Genomic DNA, 25991 nt, shown 5'->3' on the forward strand with positions numbered 1-25991 from the left:
ACAAGAGCGTGAGCACGGAATCCCGAACCAAGCAGAAAACCCACGTCACCGTTCCGGATCAGTCGATCAAGGCCGACCGGATTCTGGCTATCGATATCGGCGGCACGGGCCTGAAGGCCGCCATCATCAGCGGCGACGGCGAGATGAAAAGCGAGCGCCTGCGTGTGGCGACGCCGCATCCCGCCAAACCCGGCGTGCTCGTCGATACGCTGATGGAACTGGTGAAGCCGCTCGTCAAGGAGAAGCCTTCGCATATTTCCATCGGCTTTCCCGGCGTGGTGCGCGACAACGTGATCCTGACCGCGCCGAATCTTGGCACCGAGTTTTTGCATGGCGTGCCGCTCGCGCATCTTATTGCCGAGCAACTCGGCAATATCCCCGTGCGCATGATCAACGATGCCGAAATGCAGGGCTTCGCGGCGATCGAAGGGCGGGGTATCGAAATGTGTCTGACGCTCGGGACCGGCGCGGGCACGGCGCTGTTCCGCGATGGCGAACTGATGCCGCATCTGGAGCTTTCTCATCATCCGGTCGCCAAGGACAAGACTTATGACGAGTGGATCGGCAATGCGGCGAAGGAGAAGATCGGCAAGAAGCGCTGGAACAAGCGCGTGGAAAAGGTGCTCGGCATTCTCTCGGTGGTGGTGAATTTCGACAAGCTGTGGATCGGCGGAGGCAATGCGTCGCATCTGAAGTTCGACTTGCCGGATAACGTCAAAATCGTCTCGAACGATGCGGGGATCGAAGGCGGCGCGAAGCTCTGGCATCCGCGTTCGTTGCGCGAAACACGGCAGATGCCGCATTTCAATACGCGTGAAGGAGCGCATTGATGAGCGCGCTTCATAGTGTCAGCGGCAATACCGAAGAAGCGCTCGCACGCCTGGCTCGCGTGGAACTCGTGGTGACGGATTGCGACGGCACGCTGCTTTATACCGACAAGACGCTCGGGCAACCGGCGATCGATGCGGTCAAGCGTCTGCGCGCGGCGGGCGTCGAATTCACCGCGGCGAGTAGCAGGCCGGGGCGCGGCATGCGGCATATCGTCGAGCCGCTTGGCATCGACATGCCGTATGCGTCGTATAACGGCGGCAGTCTGGTGATGCCGGGAACGTGGGAAGTGCTGTCATCGCACAAGCTGCCGCGCGATGTCGTGAAAGACGCGCTCGATACCCTCGACCAATCCGGCGTCGATGCGTGGGTGTTTATCGACGATGCCTGGTATCTGACGAATCCGGACGCCACGTATGTGCCGCTGGAAACGCGCACCGTCGGCTACGAAGGCACACGCGTCAAAAGCTTCGATGAGCTCGATCTCGATGCGGTCGATAAGATCGTCGGCTCGCATGCGGATACGGCGCTGATCGAACGCGTGGAAGGGCAACTCGAAACGCGCTTGCACGGGCGTGGCCACGCGGCGCGCTCGCAAGCCTATTACGTCGATATCACCAACCTGCAAGCGAACAAAGGCACCGCCGTGCGCGAGCTGGCGCAGCGCGCGAACGTGCCGCTGGAACGCGTAGCCGTTCTAGGCGACATGGGCAACGATATGGCAATGTTCGAGATCGCAGGAGTGTCGATCGCGATGGGACAGGCGGCGGAGAAGGTGCAGCGCGGCGCGAGCCTGGTGTCATCGAGCAACGACGACGACGGCTTCGCGAAGGCGCTTGAAGTACTACTGAAGCTGCGTGGGAAGTGAGAGAAACATCGACGCGATCTACGCCTGATCGCGTCGAACAGTCAGTGCTTAACGACGGCGCATCGGTGCGCGCGCTGCGCCACCGCCGCCGGCCTTCTCGTCCTTGTGACGGAAGTTGATACGGCCTTTGGTCAGGTCATAGACCGACAATTCCAGCGTCACGCGGTCGCCGGCCAGAATGCGGATATGGTTCTTGCGCATACGGCCCGAGGCGTACGCGCCCACAACAACGCCATTGTCCAGCGTCACGCGGTAACGGCTGTCGGGAAGCACTTCGTCAACGATACCGTCGAGTTCGATAAGTTCTTCTTTCGCCATAGGGGCTCCTTTGTTGAATAGTGATTGGATGTGCGCCTAGGCATGAAAAACGATGCAAAGCGCAGCCGGACGCGCTTCGTGGTGAAGTGCGCCAGATACTTTTCAGGCTCGAATTGAGCTTGATGGCCCCGCCGGACGTTCGAGTCCGGCTCAGCCGGGACAGCGACACCGACTAAAAATGCTGAGCCGATGTGCGGGTTGATGCGTTTGCCGGTCACGCGATACTGACCCATATGAGGTCAAGTTCTTGCCAAACAAGGCGCGGATAGCGGCAAATACAAGCAGTTAGACACGCGTTATCAGGAAAAAGTTCCCTTTGCGATAGCTTCATGTCATGGCATACCTCGTTATTATAGCCAACCTGCCTTGCGAAAGCGCCAATAAAGCAGCACATCGACGACTAACATGACGGCAAGACACAACGGATAGCCGTAAGCAAAGTCCAGTTCCGGGATATTTTTGAAGTTCATGCCGTAGATACCGGCGATCATCGTCGGGACAGCGAACAGGGCGGCGAACGAGCCGAGCCGCTTGGTCACTTCGCTTTCCGCCAGCGCGATCAGACCGAGATTCACCTGAATCGCCGTGACGATCATTTCGCGCCGTCCCTCGATGGTTTTGACGATGCGCAGCAGGTGATCGTAGACATCGCGGAAATATTCCTGCATGCCCGCGCAGACGCCCGGAGAACGCCCGCCATAAAGCTTGCTGACCGCTTCGAGCAACGGCGCGGTGTGATGCTGGAGAATCGTCAGTTGCCGCTTCAACGAGTACAAATCCTCGATGATCTCGCGCGAGGCCGCCGAGCCGTTCTGCTCGAAAATGCGCTCTTCCACTTCGTCGAGCTGCGCGCCGAGCGCTTCGAGCACCGGGAAATATCGATCGACGACGGCATCGAGCACGGCGTACATCACGAAGGCCGGGCCGTGTTTGAGCAAATGCGGCTCGCGCTCGCAGCGCTTGCGCACTTCCTGAAAACCTTCGGTGGTCCGGTTACGCACCGTCAGCACATAGTTCTTGCCGACGAACACGTTCATCTCACCGACCAGCACTTCGCCTTCTTCATCGAACTCGACGGTATGGAACACGGCGAACAGCGAGTCGCCATACTCTTCGATCTTCGGCCGTTGATGCCCATGCGTCGCGTCTTCCACGGCCAGTTCGTGCAGTCCGAATTGATGCGTCATATGCGCCATTTCGCCGGGACCAGGCTCTTTCAGCGCCACCCAGATAAACGAATCGGGGAGATCGCGATACGTGTTGATATCGTCGATATTGACGTCCGCGAGTTTGCGGCCGTTTTGATATGCCGCGCAATTGACCAACATGGGGCGCCCTTTATTGTCGATTTAATCAGCCACGCTTCGAGGGGCGTCTGGCGTCGCGCGAGGGTGAAAGCGGCGCGAAAGGCGCGAGCGCGTGGCATTTCCGTGTAAGCCGATCTTAACGGAATTGTTTCGCGCCGCATGTTGGTGATGACGCTGAGCGCGCGTTTCGGCACGCTCAGCGAGGGCACGTCAGCGTGTCGAATAATCGAGTGCGGGAATGACTTCGGGGCCCGTAAGTTGCGATTGACCGGTTTGCATCGAGTCTATCTTGGTCAGCTTGCCTTCCACGGTTGCGCCGACATCCATACGCAGCTTCTGATAATAGATGTTGCCGTTCACGTGTGCGTTGGACTGAAGCTCGACAAAGTGCGAGACGTGCACATCACCGACGATGCGGCCATTGATGATGACATCGTGCGCATTCACATTGCCGTGGATTGCGCCCTGATCGCTCACGACCAGCAGCGATTCATCGCCGGGGCGGCCGGTGACATTGCCGGTCACCTGACCATCCATGCGCAGCCCTTCGCTGAATTCGAGGTCGCCGGAGATATGCACGTTATGTGCGATCAGCGTCGCGAGCTTGGCCTGCTTGACGCCTTGCGGCTCTTTCTTCGATTTGAACATGTCGTTTCCTTGCGAATCGGTTAATTGGCTTTGCGCGCTTTCTGGAGGAAGGCGAGATCGGTGCGCAGGCGCTCGATCTGCGCGGCATCGTCGGCGACGCGGGATTCGAGCGTGGCGCGCGTGGCCGCTTCCTGCTGCAACGCGTACTGCGAATGGACGAGCTCTTCGCGCAACTTTTGCTCGGCGACGGGCGGGGCGCACATCACATCGAGTTTTTTGGCCTGCTCGCGCGAGTTTTTCAGCGCCATGCCTGCGGCGACGAGCGCGCCCATCGCACAAATGGCAGCGATCACGCCCGGAATGTAGGCATTGCTGCGCTTGGGCGTGAGCGAGTACGTGTGTTGGGTCAGCCGCAGCGAGACCCGTTTGTTGTCACCCTTGCGCATGCGGAGTCTGCGAGAAAAGCGTGAGATAGGGCTTCGGATTCAATTGCGCGCCGTCGATGATGACCTCGAAATGCAGATGCGGTCCGGTAGAACGGCCCGTCGAACCGACTTCGGCGATTTCCTGACCCGGCATCACATAGTCGCCGGTTTGCACCAGCAATCGCGAAGCGTGGCCGTAGCGCGTCACGACGCCGTTGGCGTGGCGGATATCGACCGAATTGCCGTAGCCGTTGCGCTCGCCCGCCTGAATGACGCGTCCGCCCGCACTGGCGATGATCGGTGTGCCGGTCGGCGCGACCAGATCCAGCCCCGGATGAAAATTGAGATGCCCCGTGAACGGGTCCAGCCGATTGCCGTAAGGCGAACCGAAGCGCGATCCGGGCGCGGGATCGCGTCCAGGGAACGCCATATAAGCGGTGTAGTGAGCGAGCGTCGAAGTCTCCAGCAGCGAGACCTTGCCGCTAAGACATTCGATGACGCCTTCCGTGCTCTTCAAGCGCTGCTTCGGCGATCCTTCACGCGTGCGATCGCGGTCGCAGGGACGCGCGGGCAGTTCGGGGCCGCCCGCGCCATCGAGCGATACGGTCGGATCCTGACCGTCAGGCAGCGGCGGCACATCGTGAACGCCGGGCGTGCTGCCAGTGCCGTTGGCGTTTTTCAGATGCGCATCGAAATCGCGCAGTTTGCCGACGCGCGCCGCGAGATTTTCCACGCGCGGCGCCAGTTCGATCAGCGATGCATTGATGCGCCCGAGTTGCTCGATCTCGAACGACCGGCGCGACGCCAGCGCCTGCTCTTCGCCCAGATGACTGCGCCCGAACGTCGTGCCGATGGCAATGCCCAGCGCCAGCGCCGCGATCAGCAGCGCGATCAGCGCGATGACCGCGATCACGCGCGCCGTGCGGGCTTCGACGAAGCGAATCCGCTGGCTCGACATGGAGTTTCGTGACCAGATGACGAAAGCCATTAGCGTGCGGCGCGTGAAAGTTCGACCGATAAAGCCGATCGCGATTGAATTAGGAAAAGGCTTAGAGAAATCACGGGGATAGGCGCGCTATACGGCGCTTTGACAGAATAAAACGACCGGCGATTATGCCGTACAGCGTCACGCCGGGAGACGTTTCATCGGCATATCGAAACAAAAAAATACGATTACAGGCGAAAGGTAAATCATTGCCTTATGGTAGGCAGCCTAACGCGGTTTCTGCGAATAAGAAATCAGACAGCGTCTGAACGATGGCAGCGATTGTTTCGCTAACTCAGACGTCGATGGATTTCGGCGAAAAATTAGGATGCCGTAATATCTGGCCACTGCATGTCCGGCGTGTCGCCCATCAGAAAGCCGCGATTGATTTCGGCGGCGGCGCGCAGGTAGTCCCACACGGTCGTGATCCGCCTGAGCTTGCGCAAATCCTCGCGACACGACAAATAGAACGCCCGCGTCACCACGATCTCTCCCGGCAACACCGGCACCAGCCGCGCCTCCAGCGATGCCATAAAGCACGGCAGAATCGCGAGGGCGCGACCTTGCAGCGCGGCGAAGTATTGCGCGATCACGCTCGTGCTGCGCCAGCGCGACACCGCGCCCGGCACCGCGCGTTCCAGATAGAGCAGTTCGTAGCTGAAAGCGAGATCGTCGATATAGCTGGCGAAGCGGTGCTGGCGTAAATCGTCCGTCATGCGGATCGGCGGATGCGCTTCGAGATATTCGGCGGTTGCATAGAGTTGCAGGCGGTATTCGCACAGCTTCGTATAGACATATTGGCCTTGCTCGGGCCGCTCCAGCGTCACCGCGATATCCGCTTCACGCTTGGACAGCGAGACGAAATGCGGCACAGGCAGCAGATCGATCGAAATGTTCGGATGCGCGTCCTGAAAGCGCGCAAGCTGCGGCGCGAGAAAAAAGCAGCCAAACCCTTCCGTCGATCCAACCCGCACATGCCCCGACAGCGCGTGTCCCGTATTGGCAATCTGCTCGGCCGCGGATTGCACGGTGGTTTCCATCGAATCGACAAAACCGAGCAGGCGCTGGCCTTCCGCCGTGAGCAGGAATCCGCCGCTGCGCGACTTGTCGAACAAGAGCGTGCCGAGCGCGTCTTCCAACGCGCGCACGCGCCGCGCGACGGTCGTGTAGTCCACGCCGAGCCGCTTGGCCGCGCCGCTCGCGCGCTGCGTGCGGGCGACTTCGAGGAAATAGCGAAGGTCGTCCCAGTTCAGCCGCGAGAGATCGAGCTTCGAGTCTTTTTGCATATCGATCGGGTGTTTTTCTAGTGCCTTGATGGATCTTTGCATAACTATACTCACGACAAGAGCCTGCAAAAGATCGGGCCAATCCCTATGTAGTCCAACCAGGAGACGACAGTGAATATTGCTGCTGAACATCCCGCGCAGAGTGCGTCCGTGCGTACCGCCAAACTCTTGATCGATGGTGAATTCGTCGATTCGAAGACCACGGAGTGGCGCGATATCGTCAATCCGGCGACGCAGGAAGTCGTGGGGCGCGTGCCGTTCGCGACATCGGATGAAGTGAATGCGGCGGTCGCTGCGGCGCACAAGGCGTTTCAAACGTGGCGGACGACGCCGCTCGGCGTGCGTATGCGGCTGATGCTCAAGTTTCAGGATCTCGTACGGCAGAACCAGAAGCGCATTGCGCAGACGTTGACGGCCGAACAAGGCAAAACGCTGGCCGATGCCGAAGGCGATATCTTCCGCGGTCTCGAAGTGGTCGAGCACGCGTGTTCGATCAGCACCTTGCAGCAAGGCGAATTCTCCGAGAACGTTGCGGGCGGCGTGGATACGTACACGCTGCGTCAGCCGATCGGCGTGTGCGCGGGCATCACGCCGTTCAACTTTCCCGCGATGATCCCGCTGTGGATGTTCCCGATGGCGATCGTCTGCGGCAACACCTTCGTGCTCAAGCCATCCGAACAAGACCCGCTTTCGACGATGGAACTGGTCGAACTCGCGCTCGAAGCCGGCGTGCCGGCGGGCGTGCTCAACGTCGTGCACGGCGGCAAGGACGTTGTCGATGCCATTTGCACGCATCCCGATATCAAGGCGATTTCCTTCGTCGGTTCGACGGCGGTCGGCACGCACGTCTACAACCTTGCCAGCCAGCACGGCAAACGCGTTCAATCGATGATGGGCGCCAAGAATCACGCCGTCGTGTTGCCGGATGCCAACAAGGAACAGACGCTTAACGCGCTCGCGGGCGCAGGCTTCGGCGCGGCGGGACAGCGCTGCATGGCGACATCGGTGGCGGTGTTCGTGGGGGCATCGAAGGACTGGATTCCGGAACTGGTCGAGCGCGCGAAGTCGCTGAAGGTGAATGCGGGTATCGAACCGAACACGGATGTGGGACCGGTGGTGTCGAAGGCCGCGAAGGAGCGCATTCTCGGGCTGATCGGCAAGGGTGTGGAAGAGGGCGCGACGCTTGCGCTGGATGGGCGCGAGATTGGCGTGAAGGGTTATGAGAGCGGCAACTTTATCGGCCCGACGGTTTTTACGGGCGTGAATACCGATATGTCGATCTATAAAACCGAAATCTTCGGCCCGGTGCTGTGCGTGCTCGAAACCGATACGCTCGATGACGCCATCGCGCTGGTCAATCGCAATCCAATGGGGAACGGCGTCGGCTTGTTCACGCAAAGCGGTGCGGCGGCGCGCAAATTCCAGAGCGAAATCGATATCGGACAAGTGGGCATCAATATTCCGATTCCGGTGCCCGTGCCTGCGTTCAGCTTCACAGGTTCGCGCGGCTCCAAGCTCGGCGATCTAGGGCCGTATGGCAAGCAGGTCGTGCAGTTCTATACGCAGACCAAGACCGTCACCGCGCGCTGGTTCGACGACGCCACAGTGAACGACGGCGTCAACACGACCATTGCTCTGCGCTAAGGAGAACGCGATGCGAATCGGTTTTATCGGATTGGGTCATATGGGCGGCCCGATGGCGGCGAATCTGCTCAAAGCGGGTCACGCGGTGACGGCGTTCGATCTTTCTGCGCCGTCGCTGGAAGCAGCGAAAGCCGCAGGCGCGACGCTCGCGACATCGCTGCGTGCGGCTGCGGAAAACGCGGAAGTCGTTATTACGATGTTGCCTGCCGCCGCGCACGTCAAAGCGGTTTATCTCAACGACGATGGCGTGCTTGCAGGCGTTTCGAAGGGCGTGCCGCTGATCGACAGCAGCACGATCGATCCGGCCACCGCGCGCCTGATTAGCGATGCCGCGCACAAGCAGGGCAATCCCTTCGCTGATGCGCCGGTGTCGGGCGGCGTCGTCGGTGCGCAGGCGGGCACGCTCACGTTCATGGTCGGCGCAGATGAATCGCTGTTCGAGACATTGCGTCCGGTGTTTTCGAGCATGGGCAAAAACATGGTGCGATGCGGCGAAACCGGAACGGGTCAGATCGCCAAGCTTTGCAATAACCTGCTGTTGGGGATTTCCATGATCGGCGTCGCGGAAGCGATGAAGCTCGGAGAGAACCTGGGCATCGATCCGACCAAACTGGCGAGCATCATTAACACATCGACGGGACGATGCTGGAGTTCGGATACGTGTAACCCCTATCCGGGTATTGTCGAAACAGCGCCTGCGTCGCGCGGTTATAGCGGAGGCTTTGGAGCAGATTTAATGCTCAAGGATCTCGGCCTTGCCGTGGATGCCGCGCGCAGCGTCAGGCAACCCGTTTTTCTAGGCGCGCTGGCACAACAGTTGTATCAGTCGATGAGCCAGCAGGGACTGGGCGGAATCGATTTTTCAGGCATCATCAAGCTATACGGCGATGAGAATTAACTAAGGGAATTGACTAAGGACTGAGTTCTAAACGGCCGTATGCGTGCGTTGCAAACGTGCCGTTTAGGGCCAGAGAAATAATTGCTTTATTAAGCTGCACTGCACAACGTCGCTTGTACTTCCTTGCCTGGCGGGATCATCGGGATAACGATGATGCGCTTTCCAAAAAATTGGCCTATTCTGAAAGCACGACGTTCGTGTGCCGCTAAAACCAAAGGCACTAAAACGTCATCGTGCAGGTAGACGCCCGGTGTCGCTGGGCAATCAGATGAGGAGTACGCGATGCAAGTAACACGTCACTTAAATATGGAACTGCGGCATGCCACGGTGCCGACTTATGTCGCCAGCTATTTCTTCCCGTTGCTGCTTTTGGCATACGAAGCATGGCGCGTGGGTTCATGGGTTGCCGTCAACGGCTTCAACTTCATGAACTTCAATTCGATGGGTTACGAGTTCGCTTTGATGATCGCCGTGTTCTGCATGCAGGTCATCGTGGAAATCGCGTTTCTCGCCGGGGCGGTGCTGACCAAGCATAAAGATGTGGGCCATAGGCTGGCCAATCTCTCACTTGGATTGTTCTGCTCTTTAGTGGTGCTTGGCTTTGACCTTGCGCTGCAATATGGATTGAGCGGAAGCTGATCTTAGCTTTTAATGCTTAAGCTAAAGGCCGGTTGCTTAGATGCAACCGGCCTTTTGTTTTTAATAGCCCGCAGCATTCGGCAATGCAGGCGGTTTCTCTGACCGCTCCTCATAGCACTTTCTATCCGCATCTTTAAGCGCACTGCGCAAGCCTTCTTCAACCACCGGATGATAGAACGGCAGCCTGAGCACTTCATCCAATGTCATTTCGATTTGCAAAGCCCAGGCAAGCAAATGTCCGAGATGCTCCATTGCCGGACCGCAGCCTTGCGCGCCTCGCAGCTTGCCGGTTTTGGCATCGGCATAAACGTGCAGCAGACCGCGATTCTGACGCATCACGCGGCTGCGTCCCTGCGATTCGAACGATGCTTCTCCGGTCACCGTCATTTGCTTGTCGAGATCGTCGTATGATGCGCCGACCATCACGACCTGCGGTTCGCAAAAGACGATCGAGAAGGGCACTTTGCGTTTGACCGCTTGCACGTCGGGATAGCGCGCGGCGTTGTCGCCAGCGAGCTTGCCTTCGTCGGCGGCATCGTGAAGCCAGGGGCGCGTGCCGTCGCAATCGCCTGCAATGAAAATGTGACTCGTGCCGCACTGCATAGTGGTTTCATCGTAGAGCGGCACGCCTTTGTCGTTTAGTTCGATTCCCGTTTTTTCGAGCGCTAAAGACTTGAGATTCGGCACGCGGCCTGTCGCAGCAAGCACCAGATCGAACGATTCCGCGCGTGCTTTACCATCCGGTGTTTTGAAGCGCAGAAAAGGCTTGTCGTTGCGCAAACTCATCTCGTCGATGTTCGCATCGGGGTCAAAATAGAACTCGTCCGAGAGCGTGCTGGCGAGCAGGTCGCGTACGGGCGTGTCAGAGAGTGCGGCGACGCTGCCGCCTTTGCCGAACATCGCGATATCGATATCCAGGCGTGCCAGCGCCTGACCCAGTTCCAATGCAATCGGTCCCGCACCGAAGACCGCGATGCGCTTGGGAAAGGTACGGAGTTCGAACAATTCGTCGCTTGTGATGAGCTTTTCTCCAAAGACCTTTAGCTCGTCCGGAATCATCGGCGCTGCGCCCACGGCGATCACGATTCGCTTTGCTACCACGCGTGTTTCGTCGTCCACCATCAATTCATTCGGCGATACGAAACGCGCCTGCCCACGAACGATCGCGTCGTCATCGAACGATTCGACTTCCTTGAGCACGGCGTTGACGAAATGATCCCGTTCGCGCCGCACGTAACTCAAAACGCGCTCGCTGTCCGCTTCCAGCGCATGCGTGCCTTCGATACCGCGCGCTGCGAGCGAGCGTGCATCGTGCAAACCGTTCGCGGCGGCGAGCAAAAGCTTGGACGGCATGCAGCCGACGCGCGCGCAAGTCGTGCCGAATTCCCCGCTTTCGATCAGCACGGTTTTCGCGCCGCCTTCGCACGCCGCGCGATATGCCGCCATGCCCGACGTGCCCGCGCCGATCACGGCGACATCCACGTTGATTGTTTTCATCCAAAGCCCCGTTGAGTTATTCGTTATCCGTTATCCGCAAACCCCGGATACAGCGTCATGCCGCCATCGACGAAAAGCGTGGTGCCGACCACGTAGTCGCTGTCATCGGAAGCGAGCCAGACGGCCGCACGGCCAATGTCATCGACTTCGCCCACGCGTCCGTACGGAATCAACGTCAGCAGCCGATCGAGCGCTTCCTGTGTATCCCACGCGTCCTTGTTGATCGGCGTGCGGATCGCGCCGGGCGCAATCGAATTGACGCGGATGCGCTGCGGCGCGAGTTCCTGCGCGAGCGTCTTCATCATCATCTGGATGCCGCCTTTGGATGCCGCGTAGTTCACGTGTCCCGCCCACGGAATCACTTCATGGACCGAACTCATGCAGATGATTTTGCCGAGCGCTTTCGAGACCGGACGCGGGCCGCGCCGCTCGAACTCGCGCACGGCACGGCGCGCGGTGAGGAACTGGCCGGTGAGATTGGTATCGATCACCGTGCGCCAGTCGTCGAGCGTCATGGCGGCGAGCTTCGCGTCCTTCTGCAAGCCAGAATTGGCAACGACGATATCGACTGTGCCGAAGCGCTGAATGACCGCATCGAACATGGCGTTGGTTTGCGCTTCGTCGGAGACATCGCCCGCGACCGCGAACGCCTGACCGCCGAGCGCTTCGATTTCCGCCGCGAGTTTTTCAGCAGGCTCCGCGTGCGAGTGATAGTTGATGGCGACATGTGCGCCCGCATCCGCGAGCGCCTTCGCGACGCCCGCGCCGATGCCGGAACTCCCGCCTGTGACGAGCGCGATCTGGCCATCGAGTGGTGTGTGCATGAGTCGATTCCTGATTGGTCTGGCGTGAAAGCGTGGACGCAAGTTCTGCGCCCGTGCCAGACATCGGGGATGCGCGACTCAGCCGCCCAGCAACGGTTGATACACCTCCGCATAGCTCAGCGCGGCGGTCTCCCAGCCGAAGTTCTGCGCCATCGCGCGCTTCACGACGGCTTTCCATTCGGTGCGCCTGCCTTTGAGCGCGAACGACCGCCGAATGGCGCCGACGATGCCCGCACGGTCGAAGCTATCGAAGACAAAACCGGTTGCGAGTTCTTCCGCCAGATTCTCCAGCGAACAATCGACGACCGTATCCGCCAGCCCGCCCACGCGATGCACCAGCGGCAGCGGGCCATAGGCTAACGCGTACAACTGCGTCAGTCCGCAAGGCTCGAAACGCGATGGCACCATCACCACGTCGCTACCCGCGATAATCGAATGCGACAGCGTCTCATCGAAACCGAGTTCAACGGCCACCGCGCCCGGATGTGCCGCCGCCGCGTTCTTCATGCCGGTTTCGAGCGCCGGATCGCCGGTGCCGAGCACGACGAGTTGGCCGCCGCGCTGCACGATATCCGGCACCGCCGAGAGCAGCAGGTCCAGCCCTTTCTGTTCGGTCAGGCGAGAGACGACGCCGAACAGCAGGGCATCGTCGTCACGCGTCAGGCCCATGCGTTCCTGAAGTGCCGCCTTGCATTTCGACTTGCCCGAAGGCTTCGCCATCGTATATTTCGATGCAATGCTTTCATCGACCGACGGACTCCAGATCGAATAATCGACGCCGTTCAGAATGCCAGTGATGTCGTGCGTGCGCGTTTGCAACAGGCCGTGCAAGCCCGCGCCTTGTGCCTGCGTTTGAATTTCGCGTGCGTAGGTCGGGCTGACGGTGGTGATGCGCTCGGCATAGTACAAACCGGCCTTGAGGAACGATACGAGTCCGTAGAACTCGACGCCATCGACCGCATAGAAATCGGGTGGCAATTGCAGCGCGCCGAATTCGGATGCCGGAAACGTGCCCTGATACGCGAGGTTATGCACCGTTATCACCGACGCAACCCGCGACGCGCCGCCACGCTCGAACGCGCGCAAATACGCGGGCGCGAGGCCCGCGTGCCAGTCGTGCGCATGGACGATATGCGGCTTCCACTTCGGGTCCGCGCCCGTCGCGATACGCGCCGCCGCCCAGCCGAGCAGGGCGAAGCGCCGGTCGTTATCGGCATACGGACGATGCGCGGCATCGAGATAAGGATTGCCCGGACGATCGTAGAACTGATCGGCGCGCACCACATACACCACGACGCCATGCGGCTGAAGCACGCCACGTTCGAGCCGCACGTTGTAGGCGCCGAACGCCGCGCCGAGATCCGCGACCGGTTCGAGATCGGTGAGACCCGCGATCACGGCGGGAAAACCGGGCAGCACGACGCGCGCGTGCGTGCCCAGTTGTGATTGCGCGGGCGGCAGCGCGCCCACGACATCGGCGAGACCGCCGGTTTTCAACAGCGGAAACATTTCTGCTGCGGCATGCAGCACGCAAACGGTCATCGGCGCTCCCGTCGATTGGATTTGTTATGGCGAAGCCTTCGCTTACTTGGGCAAGCGCGCCAGCGCATCCCGCGTAATGAGCGTGATGCCCGACTCCGTGCGGAAAAAGCGCGCGGCGTCCTCTTCCGGGTCCTCGCCGACCACGAGACCTTCGGGCACCGTGCAACCGCGATCGATCACCACGCGTTGCAATCGGCAACTCGGCCCGATGGTCACCTGCGGCAACAAGACTGCCTCATTGATGTTACAGAACGAGTGGACCCGCACCGCCGACGAGAAAACCGACTTCGACACCTGCGAGCCGGAAATCACGCAGCCGCCGCACACCAGCAGATTGGTGATCGCGCCTTGCTGACCGTTCAGATCACGCACGAACTTGCCGGGCGGCAATTGCTCCTGATTGGTCCAGATCGGCCACTTACGGTCGTACAAATCGAGTTCGGGGATGGTGGAAGCGAGGTCGAGGTTTGCGGCCCAATAGGCATCGACCGTGCCGACATCGCGCCAGTAGGCGGGCGCTTCCGGATCGCTGCTCGATGTCACGCACGACATGCCGAACGGATGCGCAATCGCCTTGCCGGTCGTGACCACGCGCGGAATGATGTCCTTGCCGAAATCGTGATCCGTATTCGACGACGCGATGTTCTCCTCCAGCATTTCATAGAGATACTTCGCGCTGAACACATAAATGCCCATACTCGCCAGCGCCACGTCGGGCTTGCCGGGCATGGCGGGCGGATCGGCGGGTTTTTCCAGAAAGTCGGTGACGCGGCGGTTTTCATCGACGTGCATCACGCCGAACGCGACCGCATCCATACGCGGCACTTCGATACAACCGACCGTGCAATCCGCGCCGCTTTCCACGTGGTCCAGCACCATGCGCGTGTAATCCATCTTGTAGATGTGATCGCCCGCCAGCACCACGACGAACTCCGCGCCGATGGACCGCACGATGTCCAGGTTCTGATACACCGCGTCCGCCGTGCCGCGATACCAGCTCGAATCCACGCGCTGCTGCGCCGGCCAGATATCGATGAACTCATTGAATTCGCCGCGCAGAAAACCCCAGCCGCGCTGGAGATGGCGAATCAGCGAATGCGCCTTGTATTGCGTAACGACGGCGATCCGGCGAATGCCGGAGTTGAGACAGTTGGACAACGCGAAATCGACAATGCGGTATTTGCCGCCAAAGTGCACCGCAGGTTTTACGCGCTTGTCGGTCAGCGGACCGAGCCGGGTGCCACGCCCTCCGGCCAGGACGATTGCGAGGGTCGACTTCTGCAAATCGGTGCGATTCTTAGCCAGCATATCCATGTCTGCCTCCTGATTTGACCTGCGACGGTAGATGTCCTTCTGTTTTTCGGTGTTCGTCCTCGTGATGCCTGATGTAAGCGGCGTAGCGGCGTATCGGCTTATGGAGATGGGATCGTGCGATAAAGCATTATCGGGCGCGCGTTCGATTTCGGGAATCGATTTTCTTACCACGCCGATGCTGGCCGATTTGCGATCGAGCAAGCGATGTGCCGGTCTGCGCACGCGCTGTTGCATGCGCGCGACCTTTTCTATCGCTATCACGCTGATTGCTCGACAAAATACGCGCCGCCCATTTATAACGATTCGGCCATGCCGCAGTGCGTCGAGACGCGGCACAATGAGAAATTCGCTCGCCGTCATGCGGTAATCACCATGTCCGCTGCACTGCACGAGCGATCGAATACACGAAAGGCTGGCCGCCTTTCATTGATATGACCGAACACAAAGCACCCGGGAACCAAAAAATGAACAACGTCCTGAGTATCCAGTCGCATGTGGTGTTCGGCCACGCGGGCAATAGCGCCGCTGTGTTTCCCATGCGCCGTTTGGGCGTAAATGTCTGGCCGCTCAATACGGTGCAATTCTCCAATCACACGCAATACGGGCGCTGGACCGGCGAAGTATTCGATGCCGAGAAGCTGGAGACGATCATCGAAGGGATTGGCGCGATCGGCGTGCTGGCGCGCTGCAATGCGGTGTTGTCGGGCTATCTCGGCGCGCCGGAGCAGGGGCGCGCGGTCGTTGAAATCGTGCGGACCATCAAGGCCGTGAATCCGCGCGCGCTGTTCTTCTGCGATCCGGTGATGGGCACGACAGGCGGCTGCACGGTGGCATCGGGAATCGAAGACTTTTTGGTCAACACCATGCCCGAAATCGCCGATGCGATGATGCCCAATCACATCGAACTGGAGAAACTCGCGGGCCGTCCGATCGAAACCGTCGAAGAAGCCGTCGATGCCTGCCGCGATATCATCGCGCGCGGTCCGCGCATGATTCTCGTCAAGCATCTGCTCGACCGGAACAGCCGTGCGGACACCTTCAACATGCTCGCCGTCAGCGCGACGGAGGCGTGGTTCGCGCAGCGTCCGCTGTATCCGTTCGCGCGTCAGCCGGTGGGCGTGGGCGATCTGTCGAGCGCGGTGTTTGTCGCGCGGATGCTGCTGGGCGACTCGCTGCGCAACGCGCTCGAACATACGCTCGCGGCCGTGAACGCGGTCGTCAAGGCCACTTACGATGCCGGTCGCTACGAGCTTGAGATTGTTGCTTCGCAGGACGAAATCGCGCGTCCGACCGATCGCTTTCCGGCCATTCGCGTCATGGGCAGCGAATCGCCTACGCTGCGGTAGCCGCAGCTTTGGCCATCGCCTTGAAGTTTTCGGGCGAAGCGAATGCCAGATATTGGGACTGCATCTCTGGTGTGAGGAATTCGAGCATCGTCGAATTGTCGATCCAGAATTCGATCACGTCGAAGAAGTTCTGGCCGCGTGTGCAGCGCACCGCGCGCCAGCCTTCGCGCTCGCCAATCGCGATGACTTCTTCTGGACTCTTGGGCGTGGCAATCGCCATATGGAACGCGCTGTAGCGTGACGGTTCCGCAGACGCCGCGCCGAAGCTTACGCTCTGCTCGAGACCGCCGCCCGGCGTAATCACACGATCATGCGGATACACCTCGATGATCGTGCCGCGATCGTCGCCTGCTACGGCCATCCATGAATCGGGAAACGACGGAAAGGGCGCGGCGAAACCGCCCCATAATTCGGCAAGCACGTTCGCCGTGTGCTGCGGATCGCGAGCGGGAATGGAGGCATGAAAGAGCATCGCGGGGTTCCTTGTCGGACGTTTTCAAATTTTCGATCGCGATGCTTTCATGTTCATTCTTTGCATGTCAATTGGCAGTACTACGATCGACCTCTACGCGTTTGGACCCTTGTTTCCAAGGGTTTTCGTATGATTCATTCGAGGAAGCGCGCGAGGTCAACGGTGAGCCGTTCGGCGTCGCTCAGAAAAATGCCGTGCGGCGCGCCTTCGTAGACGATGAGTTGCGCGCCCGGAATCATTTGCGCCGTGCGTTGCGAAGTTAGTTCCAGCGGATTCGATACATCGCAGTCGCCTTGCACGATCAGCGTCGGTACTTCGATATGCTTCAGTTCCTCGCGGAAGTCGCCGGTGGCGACGGCCTCGTTGCAGTCCAGCAGCGCCCGATGCGATGTACGCAACGCCATCTCGCGAATCCAATCGATCATCGCCTCCGATACCTTCGGGCCGGCGAACGGACGCGCATTCTCGGCGAGCCAGCGAGGATAATCGCTGAGCAAATCGCGCTGGAATGTATCGACATATTCGCGCGGAATGACATCGACAAGCGTCGGCAACGTCGATGCGATCAACGCCAGACGCGCCACGCGCGTGCTGCCATGACGCGTGAGATAACGCACGGCTTCCGCGCCGCCCATCGAATAACCGACGAGGCGGATATCGTGCAGATCGAGTGTCTCGATAAGCGTGGCGAGATCGTCAGCAAGCGTGTCGTAGTCGTAGCCGCCGTCGGGATCGCTCGAACGGCCGTGGCCGCGCCGGTCGTATGCGACGCAGCGAAAGCCTAGCCTGGCGAGCGGCAACATTTGATAGGCCCACATATCGCTCGGTAACGAATAACTCGGAACGAAAACGATGGTTTTCGTCGCGTTCGATGCGTATGTCCAGTCGCGATAAAACAGTTCAGCGCCATCGCGCGTGCGGATGAAGTTAGAGCGGGTCATGTCGGCCTCCGTTGCGGGTGTGGTTGTATCGTCGCAGCGGGAGCGGAGGTGAACAATTACGTGGCAGGTAAGGTCCGCGCGAAAAAAAGCCGCCCGGGGTAGGCGGCGAGAGCGCGTCCGGTTGCGAGACTTCTTCCCTTGCGGGAGGCGGACGCGTGAGGAGACATAAAACCGGGTCAGTATCGCAGACGCATAAAGCGCGCTCAATCGCCAAAGCGAAGCAGTGTGTTTCGCGAGCGCGCTGACAATCTATCAGCAATCCGAATTGAAACGCTTCAACTCGGCGTTGCAGTTTGACATTCACGCAGCGTCAGTCTTTCAGCAAATACTCGACGATCGCGTCGCACACGCGGCCGAACATCTGCGTTCCGGTGACGGTCGGGCAACCGCGCGCTCGCGCTGCTTCGATAAACGGCGTGAGCGGCGGTTTCGTCACCACGTCGCCGACGAAGGTCGCCGGATTCAGGCGCGAGATGTCGATCGGCAAAGGATCGCCGGGGCGCATGCCAGCCGGTGACGCGTTCACGACGATGTCGTAGGTTTCCGCACCCGCATCATCGGCGATGGTGACCGCGCCGTGGCCCAGCGCGGCGAGCCGCGAGACGAGGGCGCCGGTGCGCGCGGCATCGAAATCGCGGATGGCAAGCGTTGACACGCCCGCATCCACCAGCGCGTGGCCGATGGCTGACCCCGCGCCGCCCGCACCGATCAGCAGCGCGCGCTTCGATTTCGGCTCGCAGCCCGCGTCGCGCAGAGCCGCCACCATGCCGACGCCGTCGGACGCGCCGCCGTGCCAGGTGCCGTCCGCATTGCGACGAAGCATGTTGACCGCGCCGAGGAATTCGCCTTCTTTCGTCAGCGTCTTGCAAAACCCGGTGGCGCTGAACTTGTGCGGCACGGTGATGATGACGCCATCGACGTTCTGCATCGGCGCGACGCCGGCGAAGAACGCGGCCAGATCCGCTGGCGCGACGTGCGCGGGAATCACGATGGCGTCGCGCCCGGCGGCGCGTATCGCGGCTGTCACGCCGGACGGGGAGCGCACTTGGGCGATCGGATCGCCGACGATGAAATAAACGCGCGTTGCGCCGCTCAGGCCTTCGTCGAGCGATGCGGAAATCGATGTGCTCTGCGACATGCCTTGTCTGCTCCAGTCTCAAAAATGTTTAGTGAATCCTAGTTGAAAATGGAATAGCATTCAACAAATTTGAATTTGACGCACAAGGCAACTAACTGTCTGATTTTCATCCAAACTCGAAAACTGGAGGAGCACACGCAATGACGAAAAAACGCTTGGCAATCGCAGGCGCGGGCGCAATCGGCCGCATGCATCTGGAGCGGGCACGCGTTCACCCGGACTGCGAAATCGTGGCAATCGCGGACCCATCGCCGGCGGCGCGGCAACTCGGCGTGAAATATTTCGACTCGATCGAATCGATGCTCGATGCCGAATCGCCCGACGGCGTGATCGTCGCCACGCCGAACGCGACGCATCTCGCGGCGGGGCTCGCGTGTATCGAACGAAAGATTCCGGTGCTGATGGAAAAGCCCATCACCGATACGCTCGACGAAGCGCGCCAACTCGTTGATACCGCGCGCGCGGCCGATGTGCCGCTGCTGGTCGGTCATCATCGCCGACACAATCCGATTCTGCGGCAGGCGAAGCGGATCGTGGAATCAGGCCGTCTGGGTCAACCCGTTTCCGCCAACGCGCTCGCAACCTTCTATAAGCCCGACGCCTATTTCGATATCGACTGGCGCAAGCGTCAGGGCGGCGGTCCGGTGCTGATCAACCTGATCCACGATATCGACATCATGCGGTTTCTGCTGGGTGAAATCGTCGAGGTGCAGGCGCTCGAATCAAACGCGGTGCGTGGCTTCGAAGTCGAGGATACCGCTGCCGTGCTGCTGCGTTTCGCGAATGGCGCGCTCGGCACGGTCGTGGTGTCGGATTGCACGGTATCGCCGTGGAATTGGGATTTGGCGGCGGGCGAGGCCGCGCATTATCCGCGTCAGAATGTGAACACGCATTTTATTTCGGGTACCGAAGCATCGGTGACGCTGCCGCAACTCGATGTGTGGTCGTATCGCGAGAAGAAGGGCTGGCACGAGCCGCTGACGGTCGAGCGCAGCGCGCCGCATTCGGGCGATCCGTATCGCGAGCAATTGCGTCATTTTGCTGCGGTGATCGACGGAACGGAAACGCCGCTCTGTTCCGGCGATGACGCCGCCCGCACGCTCGCCGCGACGCTGGCGGTGCATCGCTCGGCCAGAGAGCGTGTGGCGGTTACGCCAGCGTTTTGATCGATTAGTTCGTTCGATAAAAGTCCACGGTTTGCCGCAGTCCGTCGTCGAGCGGCGTTCGCGGCAAGCCGGGCAGCATGGCGTGCAGCGCGGGATCGTCGGGGAACGTGGTCGCGATCGGCAACGGCTCGCCCGTTATGCCGATGCGCGCGCCAAGCACGATTGCGCCGAGCCTCGTGACGACGGTTTCCATCGGCGTGATATCGCCGGCGAGCGTGAAGACGTGCGCGCCTTCGACTTCGCGCGTCAGGGCGATCTCGTAGGCGGCGGCGACGTCATCGGCGAATACGAGGCCGGTCGCGCCGGAAAACGGAATCGTGTACGGCTCGCCACGCGCGGCGGCGCGGCACGCCAGACTCGGACCCGCGCTCGAGCCCGTTTCGCGACCTGCGCCGTACACCACCAGCGGCCGAAATCCAATGCTCGCGATGCCCCGATCGTGCCAATACGCGCGTGCCGAGCCTTCGCAGGCGAGCTTGAATGCGCCGTATTGCGTCATCGGAAAGGGCGTTGCGCCGTCGTCGGGGCCGAACACGCCCGCGCTGCTCGCATAAAGCACGGTGCGGATGCCGCAGGCGTGAGCCGCATCGAAAATATTAAGCGTGCCGATCAGGTTGATTTGCGCGCCGAGTACCGGGTTCGCGGCACACGCGGGAGTGAGCACGCCCGCGAGATGAATCACCGCTTCGCAGTCTTTCAGGGCGCGCGTCATATCGTTCGCGTTGGCGATATCGCCGAGTTGCCACTCGACTTCAGCCGCGTGCGCAGGCGCCAATGCGCGCAGCAAACGCGCGTCTTCGCGCACGTCGAACGCCCGTACCCCAAGGCCGCGCGCCAGCAAGCGACGCATCACCCAGGCCGCCAGAAATCCGCTCCCGCCCGTCACCAAAGCTCGCATCTCGTCATCCTCCGTCTCAAAAAGCGCTTTTCATGAGCGCGATTGTGGAATAGTATTCCAACATCAAAGAGAGTTCTATATCTGAGCGATGTTAGCGGAGACGGAGCAGACAATGGTGGAGACGCTGGGCAATTTAAGCGAGCAAGAAGTGTTCGATGTCGTGGTGATCGGCGCGGGCGGGGCGGGCATGTCGGCTGCGCTGTTCGCGGCCATCGACGGCGCGCGCGTGCTGCTGGTCGAGCACACGGAGTACGTGGGCGGATCGACCGCGTATTCGGCGGGAACGACGTGGATTCCCGCCTCGAAGCACGCGGCGAGCGTCAATCGCGACGATTCGTCCGCAAATGCCGAGGGCTTTTTGAGTCGCGCGGTCGGCGAGCACAGCAGCGCCGCCATGCGCCGTGCATTTCTCGATGCCGGGCCGACCGCCGTCGCGCATATCGAAGCGAACTCGGACGTGAAGTACCGCGCGCGCCCGTTTCATCCGGATTATCTGTCCGAAATCGAAGGCTCGACCTTGCGTGGCCGCGCGCTCGAACCCTTGCCTTTCGATGGCCGCAAACTCGGCAGCGCCTTCGCGCTGATCCGTCCGCCGATTCCCGAGTTCACCGTACTCGGCGGCATGATGGTCGATCGCGACGATGTCGGGCATCTGCTCAATATGACGAAGTCGGCGGCATCGTTCGGGCATGCGGTGAAGTTGCTCACGCGCCATGCGCGCGACCGCATGGGCCATTCGCGCGGCACGCGGCTGGTGATGGGCAATGCGCTGATCGGGCGTCTGCTGTATTCGCTGCTTCAGCGCGGCGTCACGGTCCTTACCCAAACCAAGCTCGATGCCTTGCATTCCGGTCCGAACGGGATCGAAGCCGTCACGCTGAGTCAGGTCAACGAGCGTCGGCGGATCGGCGTGAAGGGCGGTGTGATTCTCGCGAGCGGCGGCTTCAATCGTCATCCTAAGTATCGTGCGGAAATGCTTCCCGGCGCGGACGCCGCCTGGTGTCCCGGCGCGCCTGGACATACCGGCAGCGCGCAGGATCTGGCACTCGCAGCGGGCGCGCGTTTTGGCGAAAGCGCGATGTCGAACGCTTTCTGGGCACCCGTTTCCACGCGCAAACGTGCCGACGGCACGACCGCCGTGTTCCCGCACTTTCTGATGGATCGCGGCAAGCCCGGCATGATGACCGTCGATAAAAACGGCCGCCGCTTTCTCAACGAAAACACCTCGTATCACTTGTTTGGTATCGCGATGCAGAAGGCGCTTTCTGTTCCAGCGTTTCTTATTACGGATGCCGAAGGATTGATGAAATATGGTTTGGGAATGGTGCGTCCGGGCGGCAAAGGCCTCGCGTCGTATCTCGCCGATGGCTATCTCACCGAAGCAAACACGCTCGATGAACTCGCGGGCAAACTCGGCATCGACAGCGCGGGATTGGCGGATAGCGTCGCGCGGATGAATCGTTATGCGCAGACGGGCGTCGATGAAGACTTTCATCGCGGCTCGACGGACTATCAGAACGCCAATGGCGACGCCAACTGGAGCGGCCCGAACAAATGCCTCGGACCGATCGGACGCGCGCCGTTCTATGCGGTGCGGCTGTATCCGGGCGATATCGGCGCGGCAACCGGCCTCGTCACCGATACCGACGCGCGCGTGCTGAACCACGACGATCGGCCGATCGACGGCCTCTACGCCTGCGGCAACGATATGCAATCGGTCATGGGCGGTGTCTATCCGGGACCGGGCATCACGCTCGGGCCGGGACTCGCGTTCGGCTATCTCGCGGCGCGGCACGCAGCGGCGCGCGCATCGCAACCTGTTGCACTGACCGATCAACGCGATGACGCGCTCACGCTGCCGATCGATCTCGCCACGCACGCCCACGCCAAATGAACACGTTCGATTGTGATGTGCTCGTGCTCGGCTCCGGCGCAGGCGGTTTGTCCACCGCGGTGACCGCGGCGACGCGCGGTTTGTCGGCGATCGTCTGCGAGAAAGAAGACGTGTTTGGCGGCACGACGGCGTGGTCCGGCGGCTGGATGTGGATTCCGCGCAATCCGCTGGCCACGCGTGCGGGCATCGTCGAAGAGGCGGATGCGCCGCGTACGTATTTGCAGAGCGAACTCGGCGCGCATTACGACGCCAGCAAAGCCGATGCGCTGATCGAACACGGCCCGCGCATGATCGAGTTCTTCGAACGCAATACGTCGATGCGCTTTATCGACGGCAATCGCATTCCGGATTTTCATACGACGCCGGGCGCGGCCAATGGCGGCCGTTCCGTTTGCGCGATGCCCTTCGATGGACGCGAACTCGGTCCGCTGATCGACAAGCTGCGGCCACCGCTCGAAGAAATGACGGTCAACGGCATGGCGATCGCATCGGGTCAGGATCTCGCGCACTTTCTGAACGCGACACGCAGCGCGCGTTCGACATGGCATGTGACGAAACGCTTCGCCGCATTCGCGTGGCATGCGTTGCGTCATGGCCGGTCGATGCACCTCGTCAACGGCAATGCATTGGTGGCGCGCTTGCTGAAATCGGCGTCGGATCTGGGCGTGCAGTTGAAGACGCATGCAAAGGCCGTGGAACTGATTCGCGAGCAGGGACGCGTGACGGGCGCGCATGTCGAGATCGATGATTCGTTATGCGAAATAAATGCGCGATGCGGCGTGGTGCTCGCGTGCGGCGGTTATCCGCATGACCCGAAGCGGCAGGCGCAGACCTTCGCTTACACGCCGCATTGGTCCGCAGCGCCTAAAAGCAATACGGGTGATGGCATCGATATGGGCGAAGCGGTCGGTGCGCATTTCGATGCATCGCTTGAAGCGGCGGCTGCGTGGGCGCCTGTATCGCTGGTGCCGAAAGCGAATGGCGATGCGACCGCGTTTCCGCATTTGATCGAGCGCGCGAAGCCCGGCGTGATTGCGGTGACGCGTGCGGGCGAGCGCTTTACCAACGAGGCATCGTCTTATTACGACTTCATCGCATCGTTGATCGGCACGACTAAGCAGGGAGAAGAAGCGTGCGCGTGGCTCATCTGCGATCATCGGTTTCAGCGGCGTTACGGGCTGGGTTGTGCGAAGCCGTTTCCCTTTTCGTTGAACGCTTACGAACGCTCGGGCTATCTGAAATCCGCGCCGACGCTCGAAGCGCTCGCGCAGCAATGCGGCATCGATTCGAACGGATTGCGCGAGACCATTGCTTCCTATAACGCTTATGCAAAAGACGGCTTCGATCCGCAATTCCACAAAGGTTCGACGCCCTATAACCGCATTCAGGGCGATGCATCACACAAGCCGAATCCGTGTCTCGCGCCGATCGTCGATGGCCCGTTTCACGCGGCCAAACTGGTGCCCGGCAGCCTCGGCACCTTCGCCGGTTTATCGACCGATGCGCGCGCCCGTGTGCTCGATGCATCGCAAGCGCCGATTCCCGGCCTGTTCGCCGTCGGCAACGATGCCGCGAACATGATGGGCGGCCACTATCCCGCAGGCGGCATCACGCTCGGCCCTGCGATGACGTTTGGCTATCTCGCCGGACTCACGCTCGCCGAGCGCGATTCCATCGATCAAATTTCTTCCATTCAACACGCAAGGACCATGCAATGACTCTTTACGACACCGTCACGCTGACCGTCAAACTCGGTACGAACGCGCAAGTTTTCGAGAACATCAAGGCAAGCGGCGATCAGCCCGGTTCGAAGCTGCTCGGCTGCTGGTATTCGGATATCGGCGCGCTTGGCCGGGTGATGGTGCTGCGCGGTTTCGAATCCGAAACGGCACTGGTCAAGGAACGTCAGCGTTTGCTGCTCGAAGGCAATCCATTCGGCTGCGGTGAATTCATTATGGATATCGAAATAAATAGCTGGTCGCTGTTTCCGTTTCTTCCGCCGATCGAACCGGCCGTGCACGGCGGCATCTATGAAATGCGCGTCTACGGCACCAAGCTTGCGAGCCTGCAACATACGATCGATGCTTGGGAGAACGCGGTGCCGGAACGCACCAAGCGCTCGCCGCTGATCGGCGCGATGTACGCGCTCGATGGCACCGTGCCGCGCTTCCTCAATATCTGGCCGTACAAGGGTGTGGACGAACGCTCGCGGATTCGCGCCGAAGCGGTGAAAGACGGCATCTGGCCGCCGAAGGGCGGACCCGCGCATCTGACGACGATGGAATCGACCATCTACATGCCCGCGCCGTTCTCGCCGCTGCGCTGATATTACGGACTATTGAATATGCCACGACGCAAACTCTCGCTTTCCGCGCTGACCATTCTCGAACTCACGCCGCCGCAGATGGTCGAGTGCGCGGCGCTCGCCGGTTACGACTATATCGGCTTGCGATTGCTGCCGGCGACCGATACCGAAGTGCGTCACGAGATCATCGGTGCGACGGCGTTGAAGCGTGAAACGCTCGCGGCGCTGAAGGACACCGGCATCGGCGTGCTCGATACGGAAATTCTGCGCCTGAAGCCGGATACCGATGTCGCCGCTTACGAACCGATGCTCGAAACTGCCGCCGAGCTTGGCGCGCGCTATGTGCTCGTCGCCGGCAACGATGCGGATGAGGCGCGCACCGCCGAGCGTCTCGCCGCACTGTGCGATCTGGCGAAGCCGTACGGCCTGTCGCCATCACTCGAGCCGATGCCGTGGACGGAGGCAAAAGATATCGTGCAGGGCGCGCGCATCGTGAAGGCTTCGGGGCGCGCGAATACCGGTCTGATCGTCGATCCGATTCACTTCGACCGCGCGGGTTCATCGACCGAAACCTTGCGTCAGCTTCCGCGCGAGTATTTTGGTTACGTGCAGTTCTGCGACGCGCCCGCCGAGCGTCCCGCCGATCTCGACACGCTGCTGTATCAGGCGCGCTGCGAACGGATGATTCCGGGCGAGGGCGGGATCGATCTGGCGGGCATTCTGCGGGCGTTGCCGGACGATCTGCCGCTTTCCGTCGAAGTGCCGATGCAGCAGTGGGCGAAGACCGCGAACGCGCTCGAACGTGCGACGCGCCTGCGTGAGGCCAGCCTGTCGGTGCTCGAACAGACCTATGCGCCGAGTTGAATTC

25 protein-coding genes are annotated in these 25991 nt (G+C 60.8%); 11 read left to right on the top strand and 14 right to left on the bottom strand.

Annotation, left to right across the window (positions count from 1 at the left end; genetic code table 11):
* The first annotated feature begins 65 nt into the window (after nucleotides 1-65).
* The gene (locus tag P7F28_RS17585; RefSeq protein ID WP_370467347.1) at nucleotides 66-830 is read left to right on the top strand and encodes an ROK family protein; all 765 of its coding nucleotides are present in this window, start codon (nucleotides 66-68) and stop codon (nucleotides 828-830) included.
* Nucleotides 830-1696 (top strand): HAD family hydrolase, encoded by an 867-nt coding sequence (locus P7F28_RS17590; protein ID WP_277185809.1) that lies wholly within the window; start codon nucleotides 830-832, stop codon nucleotides 1694-1696. The genes P7F28_RS17585 and P7F28_RS17590 overlap by 1 nt, the downstream gene beginning before the upstream one ends.
* Before the next feature lie 48 nt (nucleotides 1697-1744).
* On the opposite strand, the gene infA is transcribed toward P7F28_RS17590, so the two are convergent.
* The 6 genes from infA to P7F28_RS17620 all read right to left on the bottom strand — a co-directional run bounded on the left by infA (nucleotide 1745) and on the right by P7F28_RS17620 (nucleotide 6605).
* Nucleotides 1745-2014: a translation initiation factor IF-1 gene (gene infA / locus P7F28_RS17595; protein WP_277185810.1), complete on the bottom strand. Its 270-nt coding sequence runs from the start codon at nucleotides 2012-2014 to the stop codon at nucleotides 1745-1747.
* 350 nt (nucleotides 2015-2364) lie between these two features.
* Nucleotides 2365-3342, bottom strand: a complete 978-nt coding sequence (gene corA / locus P7F28_RS17600; protein WP_277185811.1) for a magnesium/cobalt transporter CorA — start codon at nucleotides 3340-3342, stop codon at nucleotides 2365-2367.
* 189 nt (nucleotides 3343-3531) lie between these two features.
* On the bottom strand, nucleotides 3532-3969 hold the full coding sequence (locus P7F28_RS17605; protein WP_277185813.1) for a polymer-forming cytoskeletal protein: 438 nt from the start codon (nucleotides 3967-3969) through the stop codon (nucleotides 3532-3534).
* Nucleotides 3970-3989: 20 nt separating this feature from the next.
* Nucleotides 3990-4355, bottom strand: coding sequence for a hypothetical protein (locus tag P7F28_RS17610; protein ID WP_277185815.1), 366 nt, complete (start codon nucleotides 4353-4355; stop codon nucleotides 3990-3992).
* Nucleotides 4342-5292 carry a M23 family metallopeptidase gene (locus P7F28_RS17615; protein WP_277185816.1) on the bottom strand — a complete coding sequence of 317 codons (951 nt, stop codon included), beginning with the start codon at nucleotides 5290-5292 and terminating at the stop codon, nucleotides 4342-4344. The genes P7F28_RS17610 and P7F28_RS17615 overlap by 14 nt, the downstream gene beginning before the upstream one ends.
* 350 nt (nucleotides 5293-5642) lie before the next feature.
* The gene (locus P7F28_RS17620; RefSeq protein WP_277185817.1) at nucleotides 5643-6605 is read right to left on the bottom strand and encodes a LysR family transcriptional regulator; all 963 of its coding nucleotides are present in this window, start codon (nucleotides 6603-6605) and stop codon (nucleotides 5643-5645) included.
* A gap of 111 nt (nucleotides 6606-6716) precedes the next feature.
* Here P7F28_RS17620 and P7F28_RS17625 point away from each other — a divergent pair, with 111 nt between their 5' ends.
* From P7F28_RS17625 to P7F28_RS17635, 3 genes are all read left to right on the top strand, one after another.
* Nucleotides 6717-8249 (top strand): CoA-acylating methylmalonate-semialdehyde dehydrogenase, encoded by a 1533-nt coding sequence (locus P7F28_RS17625; protein ID WP_277185818.1) that lies wholly within the window; start codon nucleotides 6717-6719, stop codon nucleotides 8247-8249.
* A 10-nt stretch (nucleotides 8250-8259) separates the two neighbouring features.
* Complete coding sequence (gene mmsB / locus P7F28_RS17630; protein WP_277185820.1) at nucleotides 8260-9147, top strand: 3-hydroxyisobutyrate dehydrogenase; 888 nt, start codon at nucleotides 8260-8262, stop codon at nucleotides 9145-9147.
* Nucleotides 9148-9429: 282 nt separating this feature from the next.
* Entirely contained in the window at nucleotides 9430-9786 is a 357-nt protein-coding gene (locus tag P7F28_RS17635) for a hypothetical protein (protein WP_035507454.1), read from the top strand.
* A gap of 60 nt (nucleotides 9787-9846) precedes the next feature.
* Here the strand turns inward: P7F28_RS17635 and P7F28_RS17640 are convergent, their stop codons facing one another.
* The 4 genes from P7F28_RS17640 to glgC form a co-directional block, all read right to left on the bottom strand.
* A complete protein-coding gene (locus P7F28_RS17640) occupies nucleotides 9847-11283 on the bottom strand; it encodes a dihydrolipoyl dehydrogenase (protein ID WP_277185822.1) in 1437 nt (478 codons plus the stop codon).
* A 23-nt stretch (nucleotides 11284-11306) separates the two neighbouring features.
* On the bottom strand, nucleotides 11307-12107 hold the full coding sequence (locus P7F28_RS17645; protein WP_277185823.1) for an SDR family oxidoreductase: 801 nt from the start codon (nucleotides 12105-12107) through the stop codon (nucleotides 11307-11309).
* Between the two features lie 78 nt (nucleotides 12108-12185).
* On the bottom strand, nucleotides 12186-13649 hold the full coding sequence (gene glgA / locus P7F28_RS17650; RefSeq protein WP_277185824.1) for a glycogen synthase GlgA: 1464 nt from the start codon (nucleotides 13647-13649) through the stop codon (nucleotides 12186-12188).
* A 42-nt stretch (nucleotides 13650-13691) separates the two neighbouring features.
* Nucleotides 13692-14963, bottom strand: coding sequence for a glucose-1-phosphate adenylyltransferase (glgC, locus tag P7F28_RS17655; RefSeq protein ID WP_277185825.1), 1272 nt, complete (start codon nucleotides 14961-14963; stop codon nucleotides 13692-13694).
* A 464-nt stretch (nucleotides 14964-15427) separates the two neighbouring features.
* Here glgC and pdxY point away from each other — a divergent pair, with 464 nt between their 5' ends.
* The gene (gene pdxY / locus P7F28_RS17660; protein ID WP_277185826.1) at nucleotides 15428-16309 is read left to right on the top strand and encodes a pyridoxal kinase PdxY; all 882 of its coding nucleotides are present in this window, start codon (nucleotides 15428-15430) and stop codon (nucleotides 16307-16309) included.
* Here pdxY and P7F28_RS17665 read toward each other — a convergent pair.
* The 3 genes from P7F28_RS17665 to P7F28_RS17675 all read right to left on the bottom strand — a co-directional run bounded on the left by P7F28_RS17665 (nucleotide 16296) and on the right by P7F28_RS17675 (nucleotide 18860).
* Entirely contained in the window at nucleotides 16296-16781 is a 486-nt protein-coding gene (locus P7F28_RS17665) for a hypothetical protein (protein ID WP_277185827.1), read from the bottom strand. The two genes, pdxY and P7F28_RS17665, sit on opposite strands and share 14 nt — an antisense overlap.
* A 134-nt stretch (nucleotides 16782-16915) precedes the next feature.
* Nucleotides 16916-17722, bottom strand: a complete 807-nt coding sequence (locus tag P7F28_RS17670; RefSeq protein ID WP_277185828.1) for an alpha/beta fold hydrolase — start codon at nucleotides 17720-17722, stop codon at nucleotides 16916-16918.
* A gap of 310 nt (nucleotides 17723-18032) precedes the next feature.
* Nucleotides 18033-18860 (bottom strand): shikimate dehydrogenase, encoded by an 828-nt coding sequence (locus tag P7F28_RS17675; RefSeq protein ID WP_277185829.1) that lies wholly within the window; start codon nucleotides 18858-18860, stop codon nucleotides 18033-18035.
* Between the two features lie 140 nt (nucleotides 18861-19000).
* Here P7F28_RS17675 and P7F28_RS17680 point away from each other — a divergent pair, with 140 nt between their 5' ends.
* Complete coding sequence (locus P7F28_RS17680; protein WP_277185830.1) at nucleotides 19001-20026, top strand: Gfo/Idh/MocA family protein; 1026 nt, start codon at nucleotides 19001-19003, stop codon at nucleotides 20024-20026.
* A gap of 4 nt (nucleotides 20027-20030) precedes the next feature.
* Here P7F28_RS17680 and P7F28_RS17685 read toward each other — a convergent pair whose 3' ends face one another.
* Nucleotides 20031-20924 (bottom strand): NAD(P)-dependent oxidoreductase, encoded by an 894-nt coding sequence (locus tag P7F28_RS17685; RefSeq protein WP_277185832.1) that lies wholly within the window; start codon nucleotides 20922-20924, stop codon nucleotides 20031-20033.
* A gap of 112 nt (nucleotides 20925-21036) precedes the next feature.
* Between P7F28_RS17685 and P7F28_RS17690 the strand changes: the two genes are divergently transcribed.
* The 4 genes from P7F28_RS17690 to P7F28_RS17705 are packed head-to-tail and all read left to right on the top strand — an operon-like array spanning nucleotide 21037 to nucleotide 25987.
* On the top strand, nucleotides 21037-22818 hold the full coding sequence (locus P7F28_RS17690; RefSeq protein ID WP_277185833.1) for an FAD-dependent oxidoreductase: 1782 nt from the start codon (nucleotides 21037-21039) through the stop codon (nucleotides 22816-22818).
* A complete protein-coding gene (locus P7F28_RS17695; RefSeq protein ID WP_277185834.1) occupies nucleotides 22815-24536 on the top strand; it encodes an FAD-dependent oxidoreductase in 1722 nt (573 codons plus the stop codon). Before P7F28_RS17690 ends, P7F28_RS17695 begins: the two co-directional genes overlap by 4 nt.
* On the top strand, nucleotides 24533-25144 hold the full coding sequence (locus P7F28_RS17700; protein WP_277185836.1) for an NIPSNAP family protein: 612 nt from the start codon (nucleotides 24533-24535) through the stop codon (nucleotides 25142-25144). The genes P7F28_RS17695 and P7F28_RS17700 overlap by 4 nt, the downstream gene beginning before the upstream one ends.
* An 18-nt stretch (nucleotides 25145-25162) precedes the next feature.
* Entirely contained in the window at nucleotides 25163-25987 is an 825-nt protein-coding gene (locus P7F28_RS17705; RefSeq protein ID WP_277185837.1) for a sugar phosphate isomerase/epimerase, read from the top strand.
* The last annotated feature ends 4 nt before the right edge of the window (nucleotides 25988-25991 follow it).

It is taken from the genome of Caballeronia sp. BR00000012568055 (genome assembly GCF_029439455.1).
In the GTDB taxonomy this organism is placed as follows: domain Bacteria; phylum Pseudomonadota; class Gammaproteobacteria; order Burkholderiales; family Burkholderiaceae; genus Caballeronia.